Consider the following 19,144-nt stretch of genomic DNA (forward strand, 5'->3'; position numbering starts at 1 on the left):
AGAGCTGAACCTCTACTTGAGGGTTAGGTTGAGGGTTCGTCATTGCTCCGGCAGCCTCGAAGGCCCTCGGTGGGGGTCTGAGCGTGTTTCGGCGCGCGGTTTCCCGTGGGGGCCGCGCGCCGGTTCGTGTCAGGCGGTGGGGAGCGCTCGGGCGGCGTCGGTCGCGGCACGGACGAAGGCCGCGATGGCGGGGCCGCGGGAGCCTTCGCGCCAGATGGCGGCGATGACGTAGGGGCTGGCGACGGCGAGTTCGCGGTAGGCGATGTCCTCGCGCTGGTTTGTGGCGGCGAGGGAGGCGGGGACCAGGGCGGCGATTTGGCCGAGGGCGACGGCTTCCAGGAGGTGTGAGGTGTCGCCGGTGAGTGGGCCGGGTGTGGCGCGGGTGGTGAGGTTGACGGCTGTGGTGAGGGCTTCGAATACGCGAGGTGCTTCGACTTGCAGGGTGAGTCCGGCGGGGGTGAGTGTGAGGCGGCCGCCGGTTGGTGTACGCCAAAGCGCTGTCGACGCGGCCCGCCTCGCCTCGGCGGGAACCATCGACCTGCGGTTCGAGCCGCCCACCCCGGTCCTCGCTCCCGGCCAGGTGAACATCGCTTACGGGCTCTATCCGGACTGGCGCGGGCACGGTTTCGCCACCCGCGCGGTCGGACTGGTCTGCGCCTACGCTGCCTCCCAGGGCGCCGCCCAGGCCGTGATCCGCGCCAGTCGCGAGAACTTGAGTTCGCAGGCCGTCGCGCGCAGGGCGCGCGCCGGTGACGGAAAGCGCGGTGTCCCCGCCCTCACCGGGCTGGGGACACCGCGCGCTTTCTCGCCTGTACGACGTGCGGCTCGCCGTGTGCCGGCCGTCGTGGTCGTGCTTTCTACAAACTGGCCTTGCGTGAGGCCGCCGCGGCCTTCTTGGCCTTGTCGGCGACGTCGGCCGGGACGTGCTCGGCGCGCCAGGTGGCCTGGCCCTCTTCGGGGAGGGTGTCGATCGGGTCGTAGTACGGGTATTCGCGGGTGAGTGCCTCGGGGTCTTGCATCTCGATGGAGGTGCGGTAGTTCTTGGTCCAGTAGGACACCCCGTTGAGGGTGTCGTAGCGCGTGACCTGGTGGACCCAGCGTTTGCCGACGAAGGGCACGTCGCAGACGATGCGGGGTGTGGCGTAGCCGGGCAGGTATCCCATGATCGAGGTCTGGAGCGCCTGCGCGGTGGCCAGTGAGGTGCGCCAGTGCTCGGCGTTGGGGATCATGTCGCACATGTAGAAGTAGTACGGCAGGATGTTGGCCTCGCCCTGGAGGGCGAAGCACAGGTCGAGCAGGGCGGCGGGGGTGTCGTTGACACCGCGCAGCAGGACGCCCTGGTTGCGCACGTCGCGCACGCCGGCGTCGAGCGCGGCGCGGGCCGCGCGGGCGACCAGTGGCGTCACCGACTGCGCGTGGTTGACGTGGGTGTGGATGGCGAGGTTGACGCCGCGTTCGCGGGCGGCGGTGGCGATGCGTCCGAGCCCGTCGACGACGTCGTCTTGCAGCCAGTGCTGCGGCAGCGCGGCCAGGGCCTTGGTGGCCAGGCGGATGTCGCGGATCGTGTCGACTTCGAGGAGCCTGGCCAGGAAGCTCTCGAGGTTGCGCCAGGGGACGTTGGCGACGTCGCCGCCGGATACGACCACGTCGCGCACGCCGGGGTGGTCGTTGAGGTAGTCGATCATCGCGTCGTAGCGGTCCTTGGGCTTCAAGGTCAGCTTGAGCTTGTCGACGGTGGGGGTGGAGTTGCCGACGAGGTCCATGCGGGTGCAGTGGCCGCAGTACTGCGGGCAGGTCGACAGCAGCTCGGCGAGGACCTTGGTCGGGTAGCGGTGGGTGAGGCCTTCGGCGACCCACATGTCGTGCTCGTGGAGCGAGTCACGGGTGGCGTAGGGGTGCGAGGGCCAGTCGCGGCGCCGGTCGGAGGCGACCGGGATCATGTAGCGCCGGATCGGGTCGGCGTAGAACGCCTCGGTCCAGTCGCCGGCGCTGTTCCCGGGCGGGTCGACGACCATCGTGTTGATCATCTGCGGTGGGATGAGCATCGACATGGTGGCCAGGTGCTCCTGGTCGTCGGCGAGGTCCTTGTAGAACCGTTCGTCGACGAGGTCGCCGAGCAGCGTGTTGAGCTGCTTGATGTTCTTGACGCAGTTGACGCGCTGCCACTGCGCCGACTCCCACTGCTCGGTGGTGACGTCACGCCAGCCGGGGAAGCGTCGCCAGTCCGGCTCGACGAGTTCGTTTCGCCGGTACAGGTAAGGCTGTTCTGCCACGACCGGTGCGGCGATGTCCGTCAACGACGACACGTTAACCCCTCCTCGGCATTGAGATACGCGATTCGACAGAGGCTACTAGCGGAAACCCTCCTGATGTCAAGCTACCCCGCCGGAGAATCTTCGGTTATCCTGCTGGAGATCTTCGTCGGCACTCAAGGAGGAATCCATGTCGTCACCTGCGGGTTTGCACCGGGTAATGGAGCCTTCGGGCGTTTTGCCCCAGGCGGCCTGGCGACTCGACGCCTCCCCCGAGATCGCCGAGGACGAGGTGCGCATCAGGGTAGAGCGGCTCAACCTCGACGCGGCGAGCTTTCGCCAGCTCAGCGTCAAGTTCGGCGGCGACGGCGACAAGGTGCGTCAAGAGGTCCTGCGCATCGTCGGCGAGCGCGGGAAGATGCACAATCCGGACACGGGTTCGGGTGGGATGTTGATCGGGGTGGTGGAGGAGGTCGGTGCGGGGTCTTCTCTGGGTTTGGTGGTGGGGCAGCGGGTGGCGACGTTGGTGTCGTTGACGTTGACGCCGTTGGTGATCTCGGATGGGCTTGTGGGTTGGGACGGGTTGGGGGAGCAGGTTCCGGCGGCGGGTCATGCGGTGTTGTTCGGGCGGTCGATCGCGGCGGTGTTGCCCGATGATCTGCCGGCGGATTTGGCGTTGGCGGTTTTCGATGTGTGCGGTGCGCCGGCGTTGACGGCGCGGGTGGTGTCGGAGTTCATCGCGGATACGGGTCGGGCGCCGCATGTGGTGGTGTTGGGTGCGGCGGGGAAGAGTGGTGCGTTGTCGTTGGCGGCGGCGCGGGCGACGGGGGCTGGGCGTGTGACGGGTTTGGTGCCGTCGGCGTCGGAGGCGAAGTTGCTGGCGGATTCGGGGTTGGCGGACGCGGTGGTGGTGGCGGATGCGACTGATCCGGTGGCGACGGCGGCCGCGGTGGAGGGTGTGGGGGCTTTGGGGGATGTGACGGTGGTGTGTGTGGATGTGCCGGGGTGTGAGCATGGGGCGATCTTGGCGACGGGTGGGGGTGGGACGGTGGTGTTCTTTTCGATGGCGACGTCTTTTCCTGCGGCTGCTTTGGGTGCTGAGGGGTTGGCGGCGGATGTGCGGATGTTGATCGGGAACGGGTTCACGCCGGGGCATGCGGAGTTGGCGTTGCGGTTGGTGCGGTCGGTGCCGGGGGTCCGTGCGATGTTCGACCGGCGGTTGGCCGAGACTAGGTAGTCATGACGACTCTTTTTCGTGGTGGGCGGGTTTTTTCGGCGGCTGTTCCGGCGGCTACGGCGTTGTTGGTCGATGACGCGGGTGTGGTGGCGTGGGTGGGGGCTGACGCTGATGCGCCGGGTGCGGGTGCGGTGGTGGATTTGGGTGGGCGTTTGGTGACGCCTGCGTTCGTGGACGCGCATGCGCATGTGGCGGCTACGGGTGTGTTGATGGTGGATCTGTCGTTGTTCGGGGCTCGTTCGGCGGGGGAGGTGCTGGATCGGGTCGCGGCTTATGTGCGGGATCTGCCGGGGGATGCGGTGGTGACCGGGCAGGGGTATGACGAGTCGGCGTGGGATGACCCGCGGGTGCCTGGTCTGGGTGAGCTGGATCGGGCGTTGGGTGGCCGGCGGGGTTATTTGTCGCGGGTGTGCGGTCATGAGGGGTTGGCGTCGTCGGCGTTGCGGGCCGAGGTTCGTGAGGTGGAGGGGCTGGAGGGGTTTTCGGCGGAGGGGCCGTTGACGTTGTACGCGCATCGTCGTGCGCGGGCGGTGGCGGCGGAGTCGATTCCGTTGTCGCAGCGGGTGGTGTGGCAGCGGGCTGCGTTGGAGCGGGCGGCGTCGTTGGGGGTGGCGTCGATTCACGAGTGCGGGATGCCGTCGGAGGGGACGTCGGTGGGGGAGGCTGATTTCTCTTCGCTGCTGAGGTTGTCGGCCGAGGGTGGTGTGCCTCGGGTGGTGGGTTATTGGGGTGAGTTGTGCGCGGCGGAGAAGGCGCGGGATCTGGGGGCGCACGCGTGTGGTGGTGATCTGTCGGCGGACGGGTCGATCGGGGCGCGGACGGCGGCGTTGCGGGAGGATTACGCCGACGCGTCGACGGCGGGGCATGCGTATTTGTCGGCCGAGGATGTGGAGAACCATGTTCTCGACTGTCATCGGCACGGGTTGCAGGGTGGTTTCCACGCGATCGGGGATCAGGCGATCGCGAATGTGGTGTCGGGTGTGGCGGCGGCGGCGCAGGCGCTGGGTGTGGAGGCGGTGCGGTCGATGCGGCATCGGGTGGAGCACGCGGAGCTGTTGGACAAGCAGTTGATCGCGGGGTTTGTGGCTTTCGGGTTGCACGCGAGTGTGCAGCCGGCGTTCGATGCGGCCTGGGGTGGGGCCGAGGGTATGTACGCGTCGCGGTTGGGGCGGGCGCGGGCGTTGTCGGCGAATCCTTTCGCGTCGTTGGCGGGGGTGGGTGTGCCGTTGGCGTTCGGTTCGGATTCGCCGGTGACGCCGACGGATCCGTGGGGTGGGGTCGCGGCGGCGGTGGGGCATCACAATCCGGCGCAGCGGTTGTCGTTGAAGGCGGCTTTCGCGGCGGCGACGCGTGGTGGTTGGCGGGCGATGGGGGATGACGTGGCGGGTGTGCTGGCGCCTGGGGCGCCGGCGACGTTCGCGGTGTGGAATCACCTGTCGGGGGAGTTGCCCGATCCTGCGGCGGCGCCGGGGTGTCATCGCACGGTGTTGGCCGGTCGCACGATTTTCGCGGAGGAGTGAGTGGTGGGTCATCAGACGCGGCTGCATTTGGACGCCGGGCTCGTGGCGCGGGCCAGGAGGCTGGCGGCGCGTGCGGGTCAGCCGGTGGTGGACATGGCGCGCAGTCATACGACGGTGTCGGTGGAGCGTGCGACGTTGCGGCTGGCGGGTTTGTCGGGGGCTGATCCCGACGGGATTCCGTGGGTGAATCGTCTGGTGGACGCGGTGCGCGACGATGTGGGCATCGGGCATGGTGTGTCGTTGCCGGTGTTCCACGCGCTGGGTGATGGCGGGCATGGTGATCTGCTGGCGTTGGCGCAGAAGGCGGCGGCGGGTGCGGTGCGGTTCGAGGTGCCCGAGGGTGCTGCGGCGGTGCGGGCGCGTGAGCTGGCCGCGGCCGGTGTGGGCGCGGGGATCGCGGCGGTGGATGCGCGGCGGGTCGAGCGTGATGGTCTGGTCGCCGAGATCGGTGATCCGCCGCAGCGGCCGTGGATCTACCTGATCGTGGCGACCGGTGACATCTATGAGGACATTCCGCAGGCGCAGGCGGCGGCGCGGGCGGGTGCCGATGTGATCGCGGTGATCCGGTCGACGGGTCAGTCGCTGCTGGACTATGTGCCCGAGGGTGCCACGCGGGAGGGGTTCGCCGGTACCTACGCCACGGGTGAGAACTTCCGGTTGATGCGGGCGGCGCTGGACGAGACGTCGCGGGAGCTGGGGCGCTACATCCGGTTGACGAACTACGCGTCGGGGCTGTGCATGCCCGAGATCGCGGCGCTGGCGGGTCTCAACCGGCTCGACATGATGCTCAACGACTCGATGTACGGGATCTTGTTTCGTGACATCAACCCGATCCGCACGTTCGTCGATCAGCGGTTCTCGCGGCAGATCCACTCGCGGGCGGGGATCATCATCAACACCGGTGAGGACAACTATCTGACCACCGCCGACGCCGTCGAGGCGGCGCACACGGTGACGGTGTCGCAGTTGCTCAACGAGTTCTTCGCCCATGAGGCGGGCCTGCCCGATGAGCTGCTGGGGCTGGGTCACGCCTTCGAGATCAACCCTGAGGTGCCCGAGTCGTTTCGGCTGGAGCTGGCGCACGCGCTGCTGGCGCGTGAGCTGTTCCCCGACGCGCCTTTGAAGTGGATGCCGCCGACCAAGCACATGACCGGCGACGTGTTCCGCGGCTACCTCCTCGACGGGTTCTTCAACCTGGTGGGCGCGATGACCGGGCAGGGGATCTTGCTGGTGGGGATGATGACCGAGGCGGTGGTGACGCCGTGGCTGTCCGACCGTGACCTGGCGCTGCAGAACGTCCGCTACGTCCTCAACGCCTGCGGTGGACTCACCGAGGACTTCCATCCCCCCGCTGACGGGTTCATCGCCACGCGGGCCCGGACGGTGCTGGGTGAGGCGATCGACCTCCTCGAACGCGTCGGCGACGACGGGCTGCTCAACGCCATCGGCGTGGGCACGTTCGGGATCATGAAACGCCCCGCCGACGGCGGGCGCGGACTCGACGGCGTCGAGGAGCACGCCGAGGGGTACTTCAACCCCGCCACCGACATCCTGGAAGGGCGGGCATGAGCGACGACGGTCCCCGCATCCTGCGGCCCTACGGCGACACCACCGGCGACGGGATGGTGCAGGTGTCGTTCACGCTGCCCGTCGCCCACGACAAACGCGCCGAGGGCGCCGCGGCGCAGCTGGCGTCGAAGATGGGTCTCGACCCGGTCATGGTCGTCCACGCCAAACAGATCGGCACGTCGCACACGTTCTTCGTGGTGTACGGGTCGGTCAAGCATCTGGTGAACACCGCCGACGTGCAGGTCGTCGAGCGCGACTACCCGCTGCTGTCGAGCAAAGAGGTCAACGACGCCGTCAAGGAGAACCTGGGCCGCAAACTCGTCGTCGTCGGCGCGTGCATCGGCACCGACGCCCACACCGTGGGCATCGACGCGATCTGCAACATCAAGGGCTTCGCCGGCGAGAAGGGCCTGGAGTACTACCGGGAGCTTCGGGTGGTCAACCTCGGCGCGCAGGTGCCGGTACCCGACCTCGTCAACCGCGCCGTCGACGAGAAAGCCGACGCGGTGCTTGTCTCGCAGGTCGTCACCCAGCGCGACGCGCACCTGCACAACACCCGGGAGATGTCGGCGGCGTTCCGGGAGGCCTTCGGCCCGGCCGAACGTCCCCTCCTGATCGTCGGCGGCCCCCGCTTCGACGAGATGATGGCCGGCGAGCTCGGTGTCGACCGGATCTTCTCGCGGGGGACGACGCCGGGTGACGTCGCGTCGTATCTCGTGCACGCTTTGGCCAGTGATGTGAAGGAGCCGGTGGGTTGAGCGCCGTGGAAGGTCTGACCGTGCGGCATCGCCGCTACATCCCCTACAGTCACGCCCATTACGCCGGCGATCTCGTCGACGGCGCCTACGGTCTGGGGTTGTTCGGGGACGTGGCCACGGAGTTGTGCATCCGCTCCGACGGTGACGAGGGGCTGTTCGCGTCCTACAGCGATGTGCAGTTCCACGCGCCGATCCGGGCCGGTGACGTGGTGGAGGCCACGGCGGTCTTGGTGCGGGTGGGTACGCGCAGCCGCACGATCGAGTTTCGGGTGCACGTGGTGTGCCGGGGGCGCGCCGATCTGGGCGAGTCGGCCGCCGAGGTGTGCGATCCGCCGATTCTGGCGACGAGCGCGGTGGGGACGGTCGTGGTTCCGGCGAAGTCGTGACGGGCGAGGTGATCGTGTGCGGCGATGTGGGGTCGACGTACACGAAAGTCGCGGCGGTCGAGGCTGGCACGGGTGCGCTGCTGGGGACGGCGGCGCACGCCACGACGATCGGCACCGATGTCCTCGAGGGCCTCTACGCCGCGCGTGACGCGGTGGTGGCGGGCCTGCCGGGCGGTGCGGTGGTGACGGAGTTGCGGGTGTGCTCCTCGGCCGGTGGTGGCCTGACGTGCGCGGTGGTCGGCAATGAGCCCTTGGTGACGGCCACCGCGGCGCATCGGGCGGCGTTGTCGGCCGGGGCGCGGATCGTTCACGTGGCGGCCGGGACCTTGGGCGCGGGCGACTTCGCCGCGCTGGGCGCGGCGGTGCCCGACACGGTCTTGTTCGCCGGCGGCACCGACGGCGGGGACGCCTCGGTCCTGCTCGAACACGCCCGCCAGTACGCCGAGGCCGCCGGCCGCGACGAGCGGCTGAGGGTGCCGGTGGTGCTGGCGGCCAACGCGCGCGCCGCCGGCGAGGTCGAGGCGATCTTGGCCACGGCGGGACTGCCGGTCGCGGTCGTCGGCAACGTCTTGCCCCGCATCGGGATGCTGCGGCCGCAGGAGGCGCGCGCGGCGCTGCGGGAGGCGTTCTTGCGCCACGTCATCGCCGGCAAGCACCTGTCGGCCGGTGAGGAGTTCACCCGCCTGGTGCGCGCGGCCACCCCGGACGCGGTCTTGGCCGGTGTGGAGCTGTTCGCCGACGGGCACGGCGAGATCGCCGGCCGCGGGGACCTGCTCCTGGTCGACGTGGGCGGCGCCACCACCGACGTGTACTCCGTGCTCACCCCCGACGCCGAACTCGAAGGGCCCCGCGCCGAGGTCGCCGGCAGCCAGTGGCGTTCACGCACCGTCGAAGGCGACCTCGGGGTGCGCTGGAACGCCCCCGGTGTCGTCGAGGCCGCCGCGGCCGAAAAGCTCCTCGACGCCGAGGGGGTTTCCCGCCTGGAAGGCCCCGCGGCGACTCGCGCGGCCACGCCGGGTTTCCTGCCTGACAGCCGCACCGAGGCCCGCGTGGACGTCGAACTGGCCTCCCTGGCGATGAAGGTCGCCCTGCGACGCCACGCCCGCGGCGAGCGCTTGGACGCGCAGGGCCCGTTTCGGGGTGGGAAGGATCTGCGGGGAGTGGGGTTGGTGATCGGTTCGGGGGGTGCGTTGCGGTACGCGGGTGCGGGTGCGGCGCTTGAGGTCTTGGGTGAGGCGGTGGCCGATCGTTCGGGTGGGTGGCCGTTGCCGGAGTCGGCGGGTGTGGTGGTGGACTCTCGGTATGTGCTGGCGGCGGCGGGGTTGCTGGCGCAGAGTCATCCGGTGGCGGCGCTGGGGCTTTTGCGGGGGCAGTTCCAGGCGGTGGGCGGTCCTTTTTTCGGTTGATTTCCCGGACCCGGTTGACAGCCCCCGCATGGCACGCCTTACCGTTGCCAGTGTCCGTAATCGGGGGCGGCTCGGCTCGCTTCGTTCCTTCGCAGACTGGGCAATCGGCGGTGGTCGGCCGCATCACCGCCGGCGGCCAGGCTCAGCACGCGGGGGTCGGCGGGGCGGTGCGAGACGGTCGCCGTGAGGTGGGTTCGGTGCGTGTGGTGGCAGGCCAGTAGACAACAGTTGCGGCGTCGGCATCCGGTCGGCTCCGAATTGGTCCGAAGGTCCTGCGACGACTGCTTCGAATTCACCCGCCGAAAGGGCCTGGGAACGCAAGGGGCGTGGCATACACCACGCCCCTTCGCTTTGCCCGGTGGCGGGTGCCCGCGCGTATCGGTGATACTGGGTCTCCCCTCGTGTAAGGAGCTGTTGGGCTGTGGCGATCGCACCTGTGGAAGACGCCGTGGGGTCTCGTGACGGCCGCGCCGGTGGGGTCGTGTCCGGTGGTGGGTGGGGGTTGGTGACGGGCGTCGGTGACGGGCGGCGGTTGTCGCTGTGGGCGGCTGTCGTGGTGTCGGTGGTGTCGGGGCTGGGGTTGTGGTTGTCCTTCCCGCCGTTTGGGTGGTGGCCGCTGGCGATGCTGTCGGTGGCGGGCCTGGCCGCGGCGGTGCACCGCCGGCGGGCGCGGGCGGGTTTCGGGCTGGGGTTGCTGGCGGGGCTGGCGCTGTTCGTGCCGCTGCTGGACTGGACGGGTACGCAGGTGGGTGCGTGGCCGTGGCTGCTGCTGGCGGCGTCGCAGGCGGTGTTCGTGGGGCTCTTGGGTGCTGTGTCGGCGTGGGCGTCGGGGGTCTTTGACCGGTGGCGGTGGGCGTGGCCGGTGGGTACGGGCGCGTTGTGGGTGGCGGCCGAGGCCTTGCGCGACCGGTTCCCGTTCGGTGGTTTCCCGTGGGGGCGGTTGGCGTTCAGTCAGGCAGATTCGCCGTTGCTGGCGCTGGCGTGGCTGGGTGGGGCGCCGCTGGTGACGTTCGCGGTGGCCCTGGCCGGTGGTCTGCTGGTCGCGGCGGTGTGGGCGGGTATTCGTGACATCAAGCGCGCCGGGGCGCTGACCGCGGCGGCGGGCGTGGTCGTGGCGGTGGGCCTGGTGGTGCCGACCAGTAGCCCCGATGCCGGTTCGGCGGTGGTGGCCGTCATTCAGGGCAACGTGCCCAGGCTCGGCCTGGACTTCAACGCCCAGCGCCTGGAGGTCCTCAACAACCACGTCGAGGCGACCGAGGAGCTCGCCGCGCGGGTGCGCGGCACCGACCGGCAGCCGGATCTGGTGATCTGGCCGGAGAACTCCAGCGACATCGACCCCACCCGCAACGCCGACGCCGCCGCGGCCATCGACCGCGCGGCCACCGCGATCGGCGCGCCGATCCTGGTCGGCGCCCTCGTCCGCGGTGAGGACGGGCGTTCGCGCAACTCCGGGCTGGTGTGGCCGGCCGACGGCGGCGAACCCTACGTGGGATACGTCAAACGCAACCTGGTGCCCTTCGTGGAGCAGGTGCCGCTGCGGTCGCTGGTGGAGATGGTCACCGACAAGGTGAAACTGGCCGGGAACTTCGCGCCGGGCACGCAGCCGGGGATCGTGGAGATGAACGGCGTGGCCGTGGGCGATGTCATCTGCTATGAGATCGCCTTCGACGACGTCGTCCGCGAGACCGTGGCCGAGGGCGCGCAGCTGATCGCGGTGCAGACCAACAACGCGACCTTCAACAACGCCGAGGCGTTGCAGCAGATGGCGATGGTGCGTCTGCGCGCTGTCGAGCATGGGCGCAGCGCGCTGATGGCGTCCACGGTGGGCGTGTCGGGGTTCGTCGACGCCGACGGGACCGTACACGACGCCACGGCGTTCAACACGCAGGCGGCGCTGGTCAGGTCGGTCGACCTCGGTGAGGGCGCGACCCCCGCGCACGTCCTCGGTATGCTTCCAGAGTTGCTCATCGCCGTGGTGGCGGCCGTGGTGGTGGGGGCGGCGGTGGCGCAGACGCGCGCCCGCCGCAAAAGGAATGTTGCCGTGACCGAAGAGGGGGCCGTGTGACGGCGCAGCCGGACACCACGCAAGCCGACACCGACAGCCGCGACGAGCGCGGGTCGGACACCTACCCGCACATCGGGCGGGTCGTGGTGATCATCCCGACGTTCAACGAGTCGGAGAACATCGAGTCCATCGTCGCCCGCGTCAGAGACAGCGTCCCCGCGGCGCACGTCCTGATCGCCGACGACAACAGCCCCGACGGGACCGGCGAGCTCGCCGATGGTCTCGCCGAGGGCGACAAGCGCGTCCACGTTCTGCACCGGGCCGGTAAAGAGGGCCTGGGGATGGCGTATCTGGCCGGTTTCGCCTGGGCCAAGGCCAACCGTTTCGACGTGGTCGTCGAGATGGACGCCGACGGTTCACACGCGCCGGAGCAGTTGTCGAGGCTCCTCGACGCGCTCGCCGGGGCCGACGCGGTCATCGGGTCGCGGTATGTGCCCGGTGGCAAGGTCGTGAACTGGCCGCTGCATCGTCTGCTGCTGTCGCGGGGCGGGAGCCTGTACACGCGGATCCTTCTGGGCGTGTCGGTGCGCGACAACACCGCGGGGTACCGGGCGTACCGGTTGTCGGCGCTGGATCGTTTCGATCTGGATTCGGTGGCCTCGGCGGGGTACTGCTTCCAGATCGACCTGACGTGGCGTGCGGTGAAGGCGGGCCTTCGGGTGGTGGAGGTGCCGATCACGTTCAGCGAGCGTGAGCGGGGGGCGTCGAAGATGGGCGGCCCGATCGTTCGTGAGGCTCTGCTGCGGGTGGGGTCGTGGGGTGTGCGGCACCGGGCGCGGCAGGTCGCGTCGCTGCTGGGCAGAAGGTCGTGACCACGGGCCCGGCCCCGCGCCGGCGGAGGCGGTTGCCGTTCTTGACGATCCTGGGGATCGCCGAGCTGGTCGCCTATGTCGCCGTGGTGCAGTGGATCGGGCTGGGGTGGGCGATCCTGGCGACGCTGGGCACGTCGATGGTCGGGATGTCGCTGATGCGGTATTTCGGGGCGAAGGCGATCCGGGCGTACCAGGCCGATCAGGCCGCCGGTCGCCCGCCGGGACCGCAGATCGTCGACGGGACGATCGCGTTCTTGGGCGCGGTGGGCCTGATGCTGCCGGGGTTCGTGTCGGATGTGATCGGTCTGCTGTGCGTGCTGCCGCCCACGAGGGCGCTGCTGCGGCCGGTGGCGCGCAGGCTGCTGGAGTCGAGGATGGGTTCGGGCTCGGCGCAGAACATGTTCGGGCCCCGGCGGGTGCGGACCGAGGCAGGTATGCCCGAGCAGGCGCCGACCGGTGAGGTCATCGAAGGCGACGTCATCGAGGGAGAGGTCATCGACCCCGATGACGACAAAGGGCCACGGTCACCGAAGTGACCGCGGCCCTCAAGACCCCGTAGCGGTAACGGTGTGGTCTTTACGCCTTTCCGCGCCGGGCGCGTACCTCTTCGAGGCGCTCGTTGAGGATCTCTTCGAGATCGTCGACGCTGCGCCGCTCAAGGAGCATGTCCCAGTGCGTGCGCGGAGGCTTGCCGGCCTTGGCCTCCGGTTCGGTGCCGTCGACGAGACGGGCGACGGTGCCGTCGAGGCGGCACTCCCACGTCGATGGCACTTCGGCGTCCACCGCGAAAGGCACCTCGAAGCGGTGCCCTCGCTGGCAGACGAAGTCCCTGGTCTGCCGCGGTGCCAGCTCGGTGTTGCGATCAGACTCGTAGCTGATCGCGCCCAGTCGACTTCCGCGCAGCATGCGCTCACCCATAAACCTGGCTTCCCCTCTGAACCCTTGACAGCCACATCTGCGACATCTGTCCGGTGTAACGACGCAGCCAGCTGAATGTTTCCCTATTCGGGGGCGATACGTCCACCGAGGAAAGGATGGCATCCCCTCCACCGTTGAGACGCTTTAGACCACCCGGTTGTGACGCTGATCTTGACGCTTTCCGTGTTCTGAGTGTTTACCCAGGTCAGCAGGGGTGAACCCCGGGGTGTGGGGTGATGGGCGGGTGGGGCGGTCATCGGGGCCGGGGAGGGCGGGGGAGTGTCGGGAAGGTGACGAGGCACACGCCCGGTGCCATCATGAGGGACATGTCGACGACCAATGAGGATCAGGCCACCGGTTCCTACGTCAGCGGTGAGGGCGAGTTCACCCGCGATCAGCGCTACATCGCCACGCGTATCACCGCCGACGGGCGCGACGGGTATGCCGTGGAGGCGGGGCGCTACCGGCTGGTGGTGTCGCGGGCGTGCCCGTGGGCGAACCGGGCGATCATCGTGCGGCGGCTGCTGGGGTTGGAGGGGGCGCTGTCGATGGGGATCGCGGGGCCGACGCACGACGCGCGCAGCTGGACCTTCGACCTCGACGAGGGCGGGCGGGATCCGGTGCTGGGGATCGAGCGGCTGCAGGAGGCGTACTTCGCGCGGTTCCCGGGCTATGAGCGGGGCATCACCGTCCCGGCGATCGTCGACGAGGTGACGGGCAAGGTCGTCACCAACGACTACGCGCAGATCACGCTGGACATGTCGACGGAGTGGTCGGCGCTGCATCGCCCGGGCGCGCCGGAGCTGTACCCCAGTGAGCTGCGCGCCGAGATCGACGAGGTCAACGACGGGGTGTTCCGCGACGTCAACAACGGTGTGTACCGGTGTGGGTTCGCGGGCAGTCAGGGCGCCTACGAGAAGGCCTACGGGCGGTTGTTCGCGCGCTTGGACGCGCTGTCGGAGCGGTTGAGCGCTCAGCGGTACCTGGTGGGCGACACGATCACCGAGGCCGATGTGCGGTTGTGGACGACGCTGGCGCGCTTCGACGCGGTCTATCACGGGCACTTCAAGACCAACCGGTCCAAGCTCAGTGAGATGCCGGTGTTGTGGGCCTACGCGCGTGACCTGTTCCAGACGCCGGGGTTCGGTGACACCACTGACTTCGTGCACATCAAGCGGCACTACTACGAGGTGCACCGCGACATCAACCCCACCGGAATCGTCCCGGTGGGGCCGGATCTGTCGGGGTGGCTGGAGCCGCATGGGCGCGAGGAGCTCGGGGGGCGGCCTTTCGGTGACGGGACTCCGCCGGGACCGCCGAGCGCGGCCGAGACCGTCCCGGCGGGGCACACCCCGCTGGGGTAGTTGCACCTCGCCGAGCACCGAGCTGTGGGAGCGGTTCAGCCACTGCGGATGCGCGCGATCCTGGTGCTGTTCCTGGTGGCCTCGCCGGCCAACGGCGGCTGGGGCTGGAGCGACGCCGACGCCGACGCCATGGCACTCTACGGCGTTCGGCGCGGCCGGCGACGGGATGGTGTGGGTGCGGCTGGGCCATCGCCTGGCCACACCCACCAAGTCCGCCCTCGGCCTGGTCTTCAACGGCCTGTCCTGCATCGTGATGATGTTCGCCGCGCCGGCCGACGTCGGAGCGGAGAAGGTCTCGCCCCTGTGGCTGGTGGCCGCCTACGCCGTCGAGGTCACCGGTGAGTTGTGTCCGAGCCCGGTGGGCCCGTCGACCCCGACGAAGCCGGCGGTGAAGAACCTGCGCCGCCTGATGGCCGGCATCCACTAGCTCGCCTCGGTGAACGCCTCCACGGCCGCCAGCTCACCGGCGCGGTAGTGCTTGCGGCACAGCACCTGGTAGTGGACCTCGGCGTCGTCGGTGTCCCCTATGACGACCTGCTGCCCGGCGCGGGCGACGTCACCGTCGATGACGCGGGCGTTGAGCTGCCCCTCCGAACCGCACCAGCACAGCACCTCCACCTGCAGGCGCAGCGCCTCGTCGGACAGCTCCAGAAGCCGCTGCGTCGAGGGGAACAGCACACTGCGGAAATCGGTGGCCAGACCGAAGGCGTAGACGTCGACGTCGTCGCAGTCGACGAGGTCGGCCATCTGCTCGATGTGGGCCACCGGGTAGAACTGCACCTCGTCGCAGATGACGTAGTCGGCGTTGTGGAGGCGGGCCAGGGCCCGCACGTCGCTGTCGTCGCGGAGTTCGGTGGCGTCCTTGGCCAGACCGATGCGGGTGGTGATGCGCGGCGTGCCGGAACGGTCGTGGCGGGTGAGCAGCAGTCCCCTTCTACCCGAGCGGGTGTGGTTGTGGTGGATCTGCAAGGCCAGAGTGGACTTGCCGCAGTCCATGGGTCCGTAGAAGAACTTCAGTCGCGCCGTCACGGGCGATGAGCTTATGTGGCGGCCCGTGATCAAAGCTTCTCGGGTGGGGTGTTGCCGGCCGCGCGGATCGCCTCGGCCATGGGCACCCGGATGAGGAGCACGAAACCGACGACGAAGAAGATCACCAGCGAGATGATGGCCAGCCGGTTGCTGCCGGTGATCTCGTTGGTCACCGCGAACACGATCGGCCCCAGCCAGCTGGTGCCCTTGTCGCTGATCTCGTAGAGCCCGAAGTACTCGCCCTCACGGCCCTTGGGGATCAGCTGACTGAACAGCGAGCGCGACAGGGCCTGCGAGCCGCCGAGGACGAAGCCGATCCCGGCGCCGACGGCCACGAACAGCGGCGCGTTGGCGTAGGGCAGGAAGAACGCGGCGATGAGGATGAACACCCATGCGACGAGGCTGCCCAGGACGGTCTTCCAGGCCCCGTAGCGGCGTGCCAGGCGTCCCAGGGCGAGCGCGCCGCCGAAGGCGACGAACTGGACCACGAGGATGGTGGGCATGAGGATGTCGTTTTCGAAGCCGAGTTCCTCTTGGCCGTAGGTGCCGGCCATGGCGATGACGGTTTGGATGCCGTCGTTGAAGATGAGGAACGCGATGAGGAAGGCCAGCGTCTTGGGGTAGGCGCGCAGGCTTTTGAGGGTGCGGAAGAACTGTTTGAAGCCGTCGGTGAGGACCGAGCCTTGTGCCTGTCCGGCCAGGGCGGGGCGGTTTTGGAGGCGGGCCATGGTGATGGTGGTGAAGCCGGCCCACCACAGTCCGGCCGAGACGATGGAGTAGCGGGCGGTTTCGGCGAGCATGTCGTCGCCGCCGACGAGGACGGCGATGACGTTGAGGAGCAGCAGGGTGCCGCCGCCGAGGTAGCCGAAGGCCCAGCCGCGGCTGGAGACGGCGTCGCGTTCTTCTTCGGTGGAGATCTGGGGGAGGAAGGAGTTGTAGACGACGACGCTGGCGCCGAAGGAGACGTTGGCGATGATGAACAGCACCGCGCCGAGTTCCCAGCGGTCGCCGGTGAGGAAGACCAGGGCGCAGGTGGCCGCGGCGCCGGTGTAGGCGAAGGCGGCGAGGAGTTGTTTTTTGCGGGGGGTGCGGTCGGCGATGGCTCCGGCGACGGGGAGGACGAGGACCTGGAGGATGACCGACAGGGCGGTGGTGAAGGCCCATAGGGAGTCGGCGCGGAAGTTGAGGCCGATCAGGGAGATCTGGCCGACGGTGTCGGTGCCGGTGACGTCGTCGGCGGCTTTGGCGATGTTGGTCAGGTAGGGGCCGAGGAACGCGGTGACGACGGTGGTGGAGAACGCCGAGTTCGCCCAGTCGTAGATGTACCAGCCGGTGCGTTCACGGCGGGAGGAGTGACCGTAGGCGGGGGCCGAGGTGGTCTCGGTGGGGCCTGTCATCGCGGGCTTACCGTCCAGGGGTGGGCTCGGGCCAGTGGCCGCGGGCGGCGTAGGCGTCTCGAAGGACTTCGAGGCGGTCGGTCATGATGCCGTCGACGCCGAGGTCGAGCAGCGTGTTGATGGTGGCGGTATCGTCCACTGTCCACACGTGTACGTCAAGCCCGAGTTGGTGGGCGTATTCGACGAAGCGGCGGTCGACGACGCGCAGGCGGCCGTAGTGGTGGGGGACCTGCAGGGCGATGGCGCCGCGGGTGTAGCCGAGGCGGGCTCGGGGCCATAGGCGGCCGGTGTAGGTGGCGGCTTTGAAGGTGGCGACTTCGCGGGGGCCCATGGAGGTGGCCAGGCGTGGTCCGGCGAGGCGGCGGACGCGGGCGAGGCGGGCGTCGGAGAAGGATCCGATGAGGGCTCGGTCGAAGGCGTCGGCGGCGCGCAGGGCGGTGAGGGTGGCGTGGACGGCCTGGTCGGATTTGACGTCGATGTTGAAGCGGATGTCGGGCCAGGTGCCCAGGACGTCGTCGAGGCGGGGGACGAGGGTTTCGCCGTTGACGCGGATGGAGGCGAGGTCTGTCCAGGTGACGTCTTCGACGCGGCGGGCGTCGCCGGTGAGGCGTTCGAGGGTGGTGTCGTGGAAGAGGACGGGGATGCCGTCGGATGAGACGTGGACGTCGGTCTCGATGTAGCGGTATCCGGTGGCGATGGCTCGTGCGAGGGCGGCGGTGCTGTTCTCGTCGCCGTGGGCGGCTCCGCCGCGGTGGGCGAAGGCGATGGGGCGGGGGGTGTCGAGGTAGGGGTAGGGGCCCAGGGGTGGGGTGGGCCTTGGGGCGGACATGCTTTGAGTATCCAGGTGGGGGCAAGGGGTGTACGGGCACTTCAGGGTGCCGGTGGGGGTGGTGTGGAGTTTCGACCGCATGGCCGACCCGTGGGGGTGGTGACGGCAGGCAGTATGGTGTGCGGTCGGGGAAGGAGAAATCTCGCATGCGCGTGCTCGGCATTGACTTCGGTACCTCCAACACGGTGGCCATTTTGCGGATGCCCGACGGGCGGACGCGTCCGTTGCTGTTCGACGGTTCGCCTCTGCAGCCCTCGGCGGTGTATCTGGCTCCTGACGGGCGGATGCTCGTCGGTCGTGACGCCGAGCGCAACGCGCGTGTGGATCCTTCGCGTTTCGAGCCCAATCCGAAGCGTCGTATCGATGACGGTTCGGTGTTCCTGGGTGATCAGGAGATTCCCGTTCCGCGGTTGATGGCCTATGTCCTCGAGCAGATCCTGACCGAGGCGCGGCGTCAGATCGGTGGGCAGCCGGAGCATGTGCGGATGACGCACCCGGCGCGTTGGGGTGAGCGTCGGCGGTCGTTGCTGGTGGAGGCGGCCCACATCGCGGGGTTGCCGAAGCCGCAGTTGATTCCCGAGCCGGTGGGGGCGGCGTCGTATTTCGCGACGGTGCTGGGTACGTCGGTGCCGGTGGGTCGTTCGCTGGCGATCTATGACCTGGGTGGCGGGACCTTCGACGCGACGGTGGTGCGCCGTACGCAGACGGGTTTCGAGGTGTTGAGCGAGGAGGGGCTCAATGATGTGGGTGGTCTCGATTTCGATCACTCGATCGTTGAGCACCTGGGGCAGACCTATGGGCACAGCAGTGCGGGTACGTGGCAGCGGCTGATCAATCCGGTCGATGACAAGGACCGGCGTTACCGGCGGATGCTGTACGAGGACGTTCGCGGTGCCAAGGAGATGCTGTCGCGGACGGCGAGCGCGGATATTCATCTGCCGGCCTTGGACGTCGACGCGCATTTGACGCGTGAGGAGTTCGAGTCGCTGGCGCGTCCGCATTTGGAGCGGACGGTGGCGTGCATGGGTCGCGCGATCGGTGCGGCGCGGTTGACGCCGAAGGATTTGGTGGGGATCTTCCTGGTGGGGGGTTCGAGCCGGATTCCGTTGGCGGCGCATCTTCTGCACAAGGAGATGGGTGTGGCGCCGCGGACGATCGAGCAGCCGGAGACCGTTGTGGTCGAGGGTGTGCTGGCCGTTGGTGGCGGGCCCGGGGGTGCGCCGGCGCGTCCGGTGGGTCCTCCGGTGTCGGGTCCGGCGCGTCCGGCGGTGATTCCGAATCGTCCGGTGTCGACTCCTCCGGGTGCGCAGCAGCAGCCGCGTCCGCCGGTGATGCAGCAGGCGCCGATTCAGCCGGTTCCGCCGCGTCCGCAGCCGGTGATGCGGCCTGCTCCGCAGCCGCCTCGGGTGATGCAGCAGCAGCCGATCGTGCAGCGTCCGGCGCCGGTGCAGAAGAAGGCGTGGCATCAGGAGCCGGCGGTGGTGGCCACGATCGTGGTGGCGGCGATTCTGGTGCTGGGGTTCGTCGGGTTGCTGATCGTGGCGTTGAGCAAGTAGTAGGTGGGTCATGGGTGTGATGGCGATGGGCGTGACCGATGGGCGT

18 protein-coding genes and 1 pseudogene are annotated in these 19,144 nt (G+C 69.0%); 13 read left to right on the plus strand and 6 right to left on the minus strand.

Going from position 1 to position 19,144, the window contains the following annotated elements:
• Window positions 1-129: 129 nt before the first annotated feature.
• Window positions 130-558, minus strand: a complete 429-nt coding sequence (locus AB0I28_RS03930) for a hypothetical protein (RefSeq protein ID WP_357489325.1) — start codon at window positions 556-558, stop codon at window positions 130-132.
• Between AB0I28_RS03930 and AB0I28_RS03935 the strand changes: the two are divergent.
• A pseudogene (locus AB0I28_RS03935) lies at window positions 464-730 on the plus strand (GNAT family N-acetyltransferase); the annotation flags it as partial. The gene AB0I28_RS03930 and the pseudogene AB0I28_RS03935 overlap by 95 nt on opposite strands.
• 127 nt (window positions 731-857) lie before the next feature.
• Here the strand turns inward: AB0I28_RS03935 and AB0I28_RS03940 are convergent.
• Entirely contained in the window at window positions 858-2,306 is a 1,449-nt protein-coding gene (locus tag AB0I28_RS03940) for a lysine 2,3-aminomutase (protein WP_357489169.1), read from the minus strand.
• A 136-nt stretch (window positions 2,307-2,442) separates the two neighbouring features.
• Here AB0I28_RS03940 and AB0I28_RS03945 point away from each other — a divergent pair, with 136 nt between their 5' ends.
• The 9 genes from AB0I28_RS03945 to AB0I28_RS03985 all read left to right on the plus strand — a co-directional run bounded on the left by AB0I28_RS03945 (window position 2,443) and on the right by AB0I28_RS03985 (window position 12,541).
• Entirely contained in the window at window positions 2,443-3,489 is a 1,047-nt protein-coding gene (locus tag AB0I28_RS03945; protein ID WP_357489170.1) for a hypothetical protein, read from the plus strand.
• A gap of 2 nt (window positions 3,490-3,491) precedes the next feature.
• Complete coding sequence (locus tag AB0I28_RS03950) at window positions 3,492-5,009, plus strand: amidohydrolase family protein (RefSeq protein ID WP_357489171.1); 1,518 nt, start codon at window positions 3,492-3,494, stop codon at window positions 5,007-5,009.
• Window positions 5,010-6,578, plus strand: a complete 1,569-nt coding sequence (locus AB0I28_RS03955) for a lysine 5,6-aminomutase subunit alpha (RefSeq protein ID WP_357489172.1) — start codon at window positions 5,010-5,012, stop codon at window positions 6,576-6,578.
• Entirely contained in the window at window positions 6,575-7,336 is a 762-nt protein-coding gene (locus tag AB0I28_RS03960) for an OAM dimerization domain-containing protein (protein WP_357489173.1), read from the plus strand. The genes AB0I28_RS03955 and AB0I28_RS03960 overlap by 4 nt, the downstream gene beginning before the upstream one ends.
• Complete coding sequence (locus AB0I28_RS03965; protein ID WP_357489174.1) at window positions 7,333-7,722, plus strand: hotdog domain-containing protein; 390 nt, start codon at window positions 7,333-7,335, stop codon at window positions 7,720-7,722. The genes AB0I28_RS03960 and AB0I28_RS03965 overlap by 4 nt, the downstream gene beginning before the upstream one ends.
• Entirely contained in the window at window positions 7,719-9,128 is a 1,410-nt protein-coding gene (locus AB0I28_RS03970) for a glutamate mutase L (protein WP_357489175.1), read from the plus strand. Before AB0I28_RS03965 ends, AB0I28_RS03970 begins: the two co-directional genes overlap by 4 nt.
• Window positions 9,129-9,633: 505 nt before the next feature.
• Entirely contained in the window at window positions 9,634-11,193 is a 1,560-nt protein-coding gene (gene lnt, locus AB0I28_RS03975) for an apolipoprotein N-acyltransferase (protein ID WP_357489310.1), read from the plus strand.
• Window positions 11,190-12,005: a polyprenol monophosphomannose synthase gene (locus AB0I28_RS03980; protein ID WP_357489176.1), complete on the plus strand. Its 816-nt coding sequence runs from the start codon at window positions 11,190-11,192 to the stop codon at window positions 12,003-12,005. The genes lnt and AB0I28_RS03980 overlap by 4 nt, the downstream gene beginning before the upstream one ends.
• A gap of 41 nt (window positions 12,006-12,046) precedes the next feature.
• Window positions 12,047-12,541: an FxsA family protein gene (locus AB0I28_RS03985; protein WP_357489177.1), complete on the plus strand. Its 495-nt coding sequence runs from the start codon at window positions 12,047-12,049 to the stop codon at window positions 12,539-12,541.
• Between the two features lie 40 nt (window positions 12,542-12,581).
• On the opposite strand, the gene AB0I28_RS03990 is transcribed toward AB0I28_RS03985, so the two are convergent.
• Window positions 12,582-12,923 carry an RNA polymerase-binding protein RbpA gene (locus AB0I28_RS03990; protein ID WP_357489178.1) on the minus strand — a complete coding sequence of 114 codons (342 nt, stop codon included), beginning with the start codon at window positions 12,921-12,923 and terminating at the stop codon, window positions 12,582-12,584.
• Window positions 12,924-13,249: 326 nt separating this feature from the next.
• On the opposite strand from AB0I28_RS03990, the gene AB0I28_RS03995 reads away from it, so the two are divergent.
• Both AB0I28_RS03995 and AB0I28_RS04000 read left to right on the plus strand, forming a co-directional pair.
• Window positions 13,250-14,287 (plus strand): glutathione S-transferase C-terminal domain-containing protein, encoded by a 1,038-nt coding sequence (locus AB0I28_RS03995; RefSeq protein WP_357489179.1) that lies wholly within the window; start codon window positions 13,250-13,252, stop codon window positions 14,285-14,287.
• A 175-nt stretch (window positions 14,288-14,462) separates the two neighbouring features.
• The gene (locus AB0I28_RS04000; protein WP_357489180.1) at window positions 14,463-14,714 is read left to right on the plus strand and encodes a hypothetical protein; all 252 of its coding nucleotides are present in this window, start codon (window positions 14,463-14,465) and stop codon (window positions 14,712-14,714) included.
• Here the strand turns inward: AB0I28_RS04000 and AB0I28_RS04005 are convergent.
• Genes AB0I28_RS04005 through AB0I28_RS04015 form a run of 3 tightly spaced genes read right to left on the minus strand, consistent with a single transcriptional unit; the run spans window position 14,711 to window position 17,542 of the window.
• Complete coding sequence (locus tag AB0I28_RS04005) at window positions 14,711-15,349, minus strand: thymidine kinase (RefSeq protein ID WP_357489181.1); 639 nt, start codon at window positions 15,347-15,349, stop codon at window positions 14,711-14,713. The two genes, AB0I28_RS04000 and AB0I28_RS04005, sit on opposite strands and share 4 nt — an antisense overlap.
• Window positions 15,346-16,713 carry an MFS transporter gene (locus AB0I28_RS04010; protein ID WP_357489182.1) on the minus strand — a complete coding sequence of 456 codons (1,368 nt, stop codon included), beginning with the start codon at window positions 16,711-16,713 and terminating at the stop codon, window positions 15,346-15,348. Before AB0I28_RS04010 ends, AB0I28_RS04005 begins: the two co-directional genes overlap by 4 nt.
• A gap of 7 nt (window positions 16,714-16,720) precedes the next feature.
• Entirely contained in the window at window positions 16,721-17,542 is an 822-nt protein-coding gene (locus tag AB0I28_RS04015) for a glycerophosphodiester phosphodiesterase family protein (protein WP_357489183.1), read from the minus strand.
• Window positions 17,543-17,688: 146 nt separating this feature from the next.
• On the opposite strand from AB0I28_RS04015, the gene AB0I28_RS04020 reads away from it, so the two are divergent.
• Window positions 17,689-19,098, plus strand: coding sequence for an Hsp70 family protein (locus AB0I28_RS04020; protein ID WP_357489184.1), 1,410 nt, complete (start codon window positions 17,689-17,691; stop codon window positions 19,096-19,098).
• Window positions 19,099-19,144: the final 46 nt, after the last annotated feature.

It is taken from the genome of Phytomonospora sp. NPDC050363, from assembly GCF_040655735.1.
GTDB lineage: Bacteria > Actinomycetota > Actinomycetes > Mycobacteriales > Micromonosporaceae > Phytomonospora.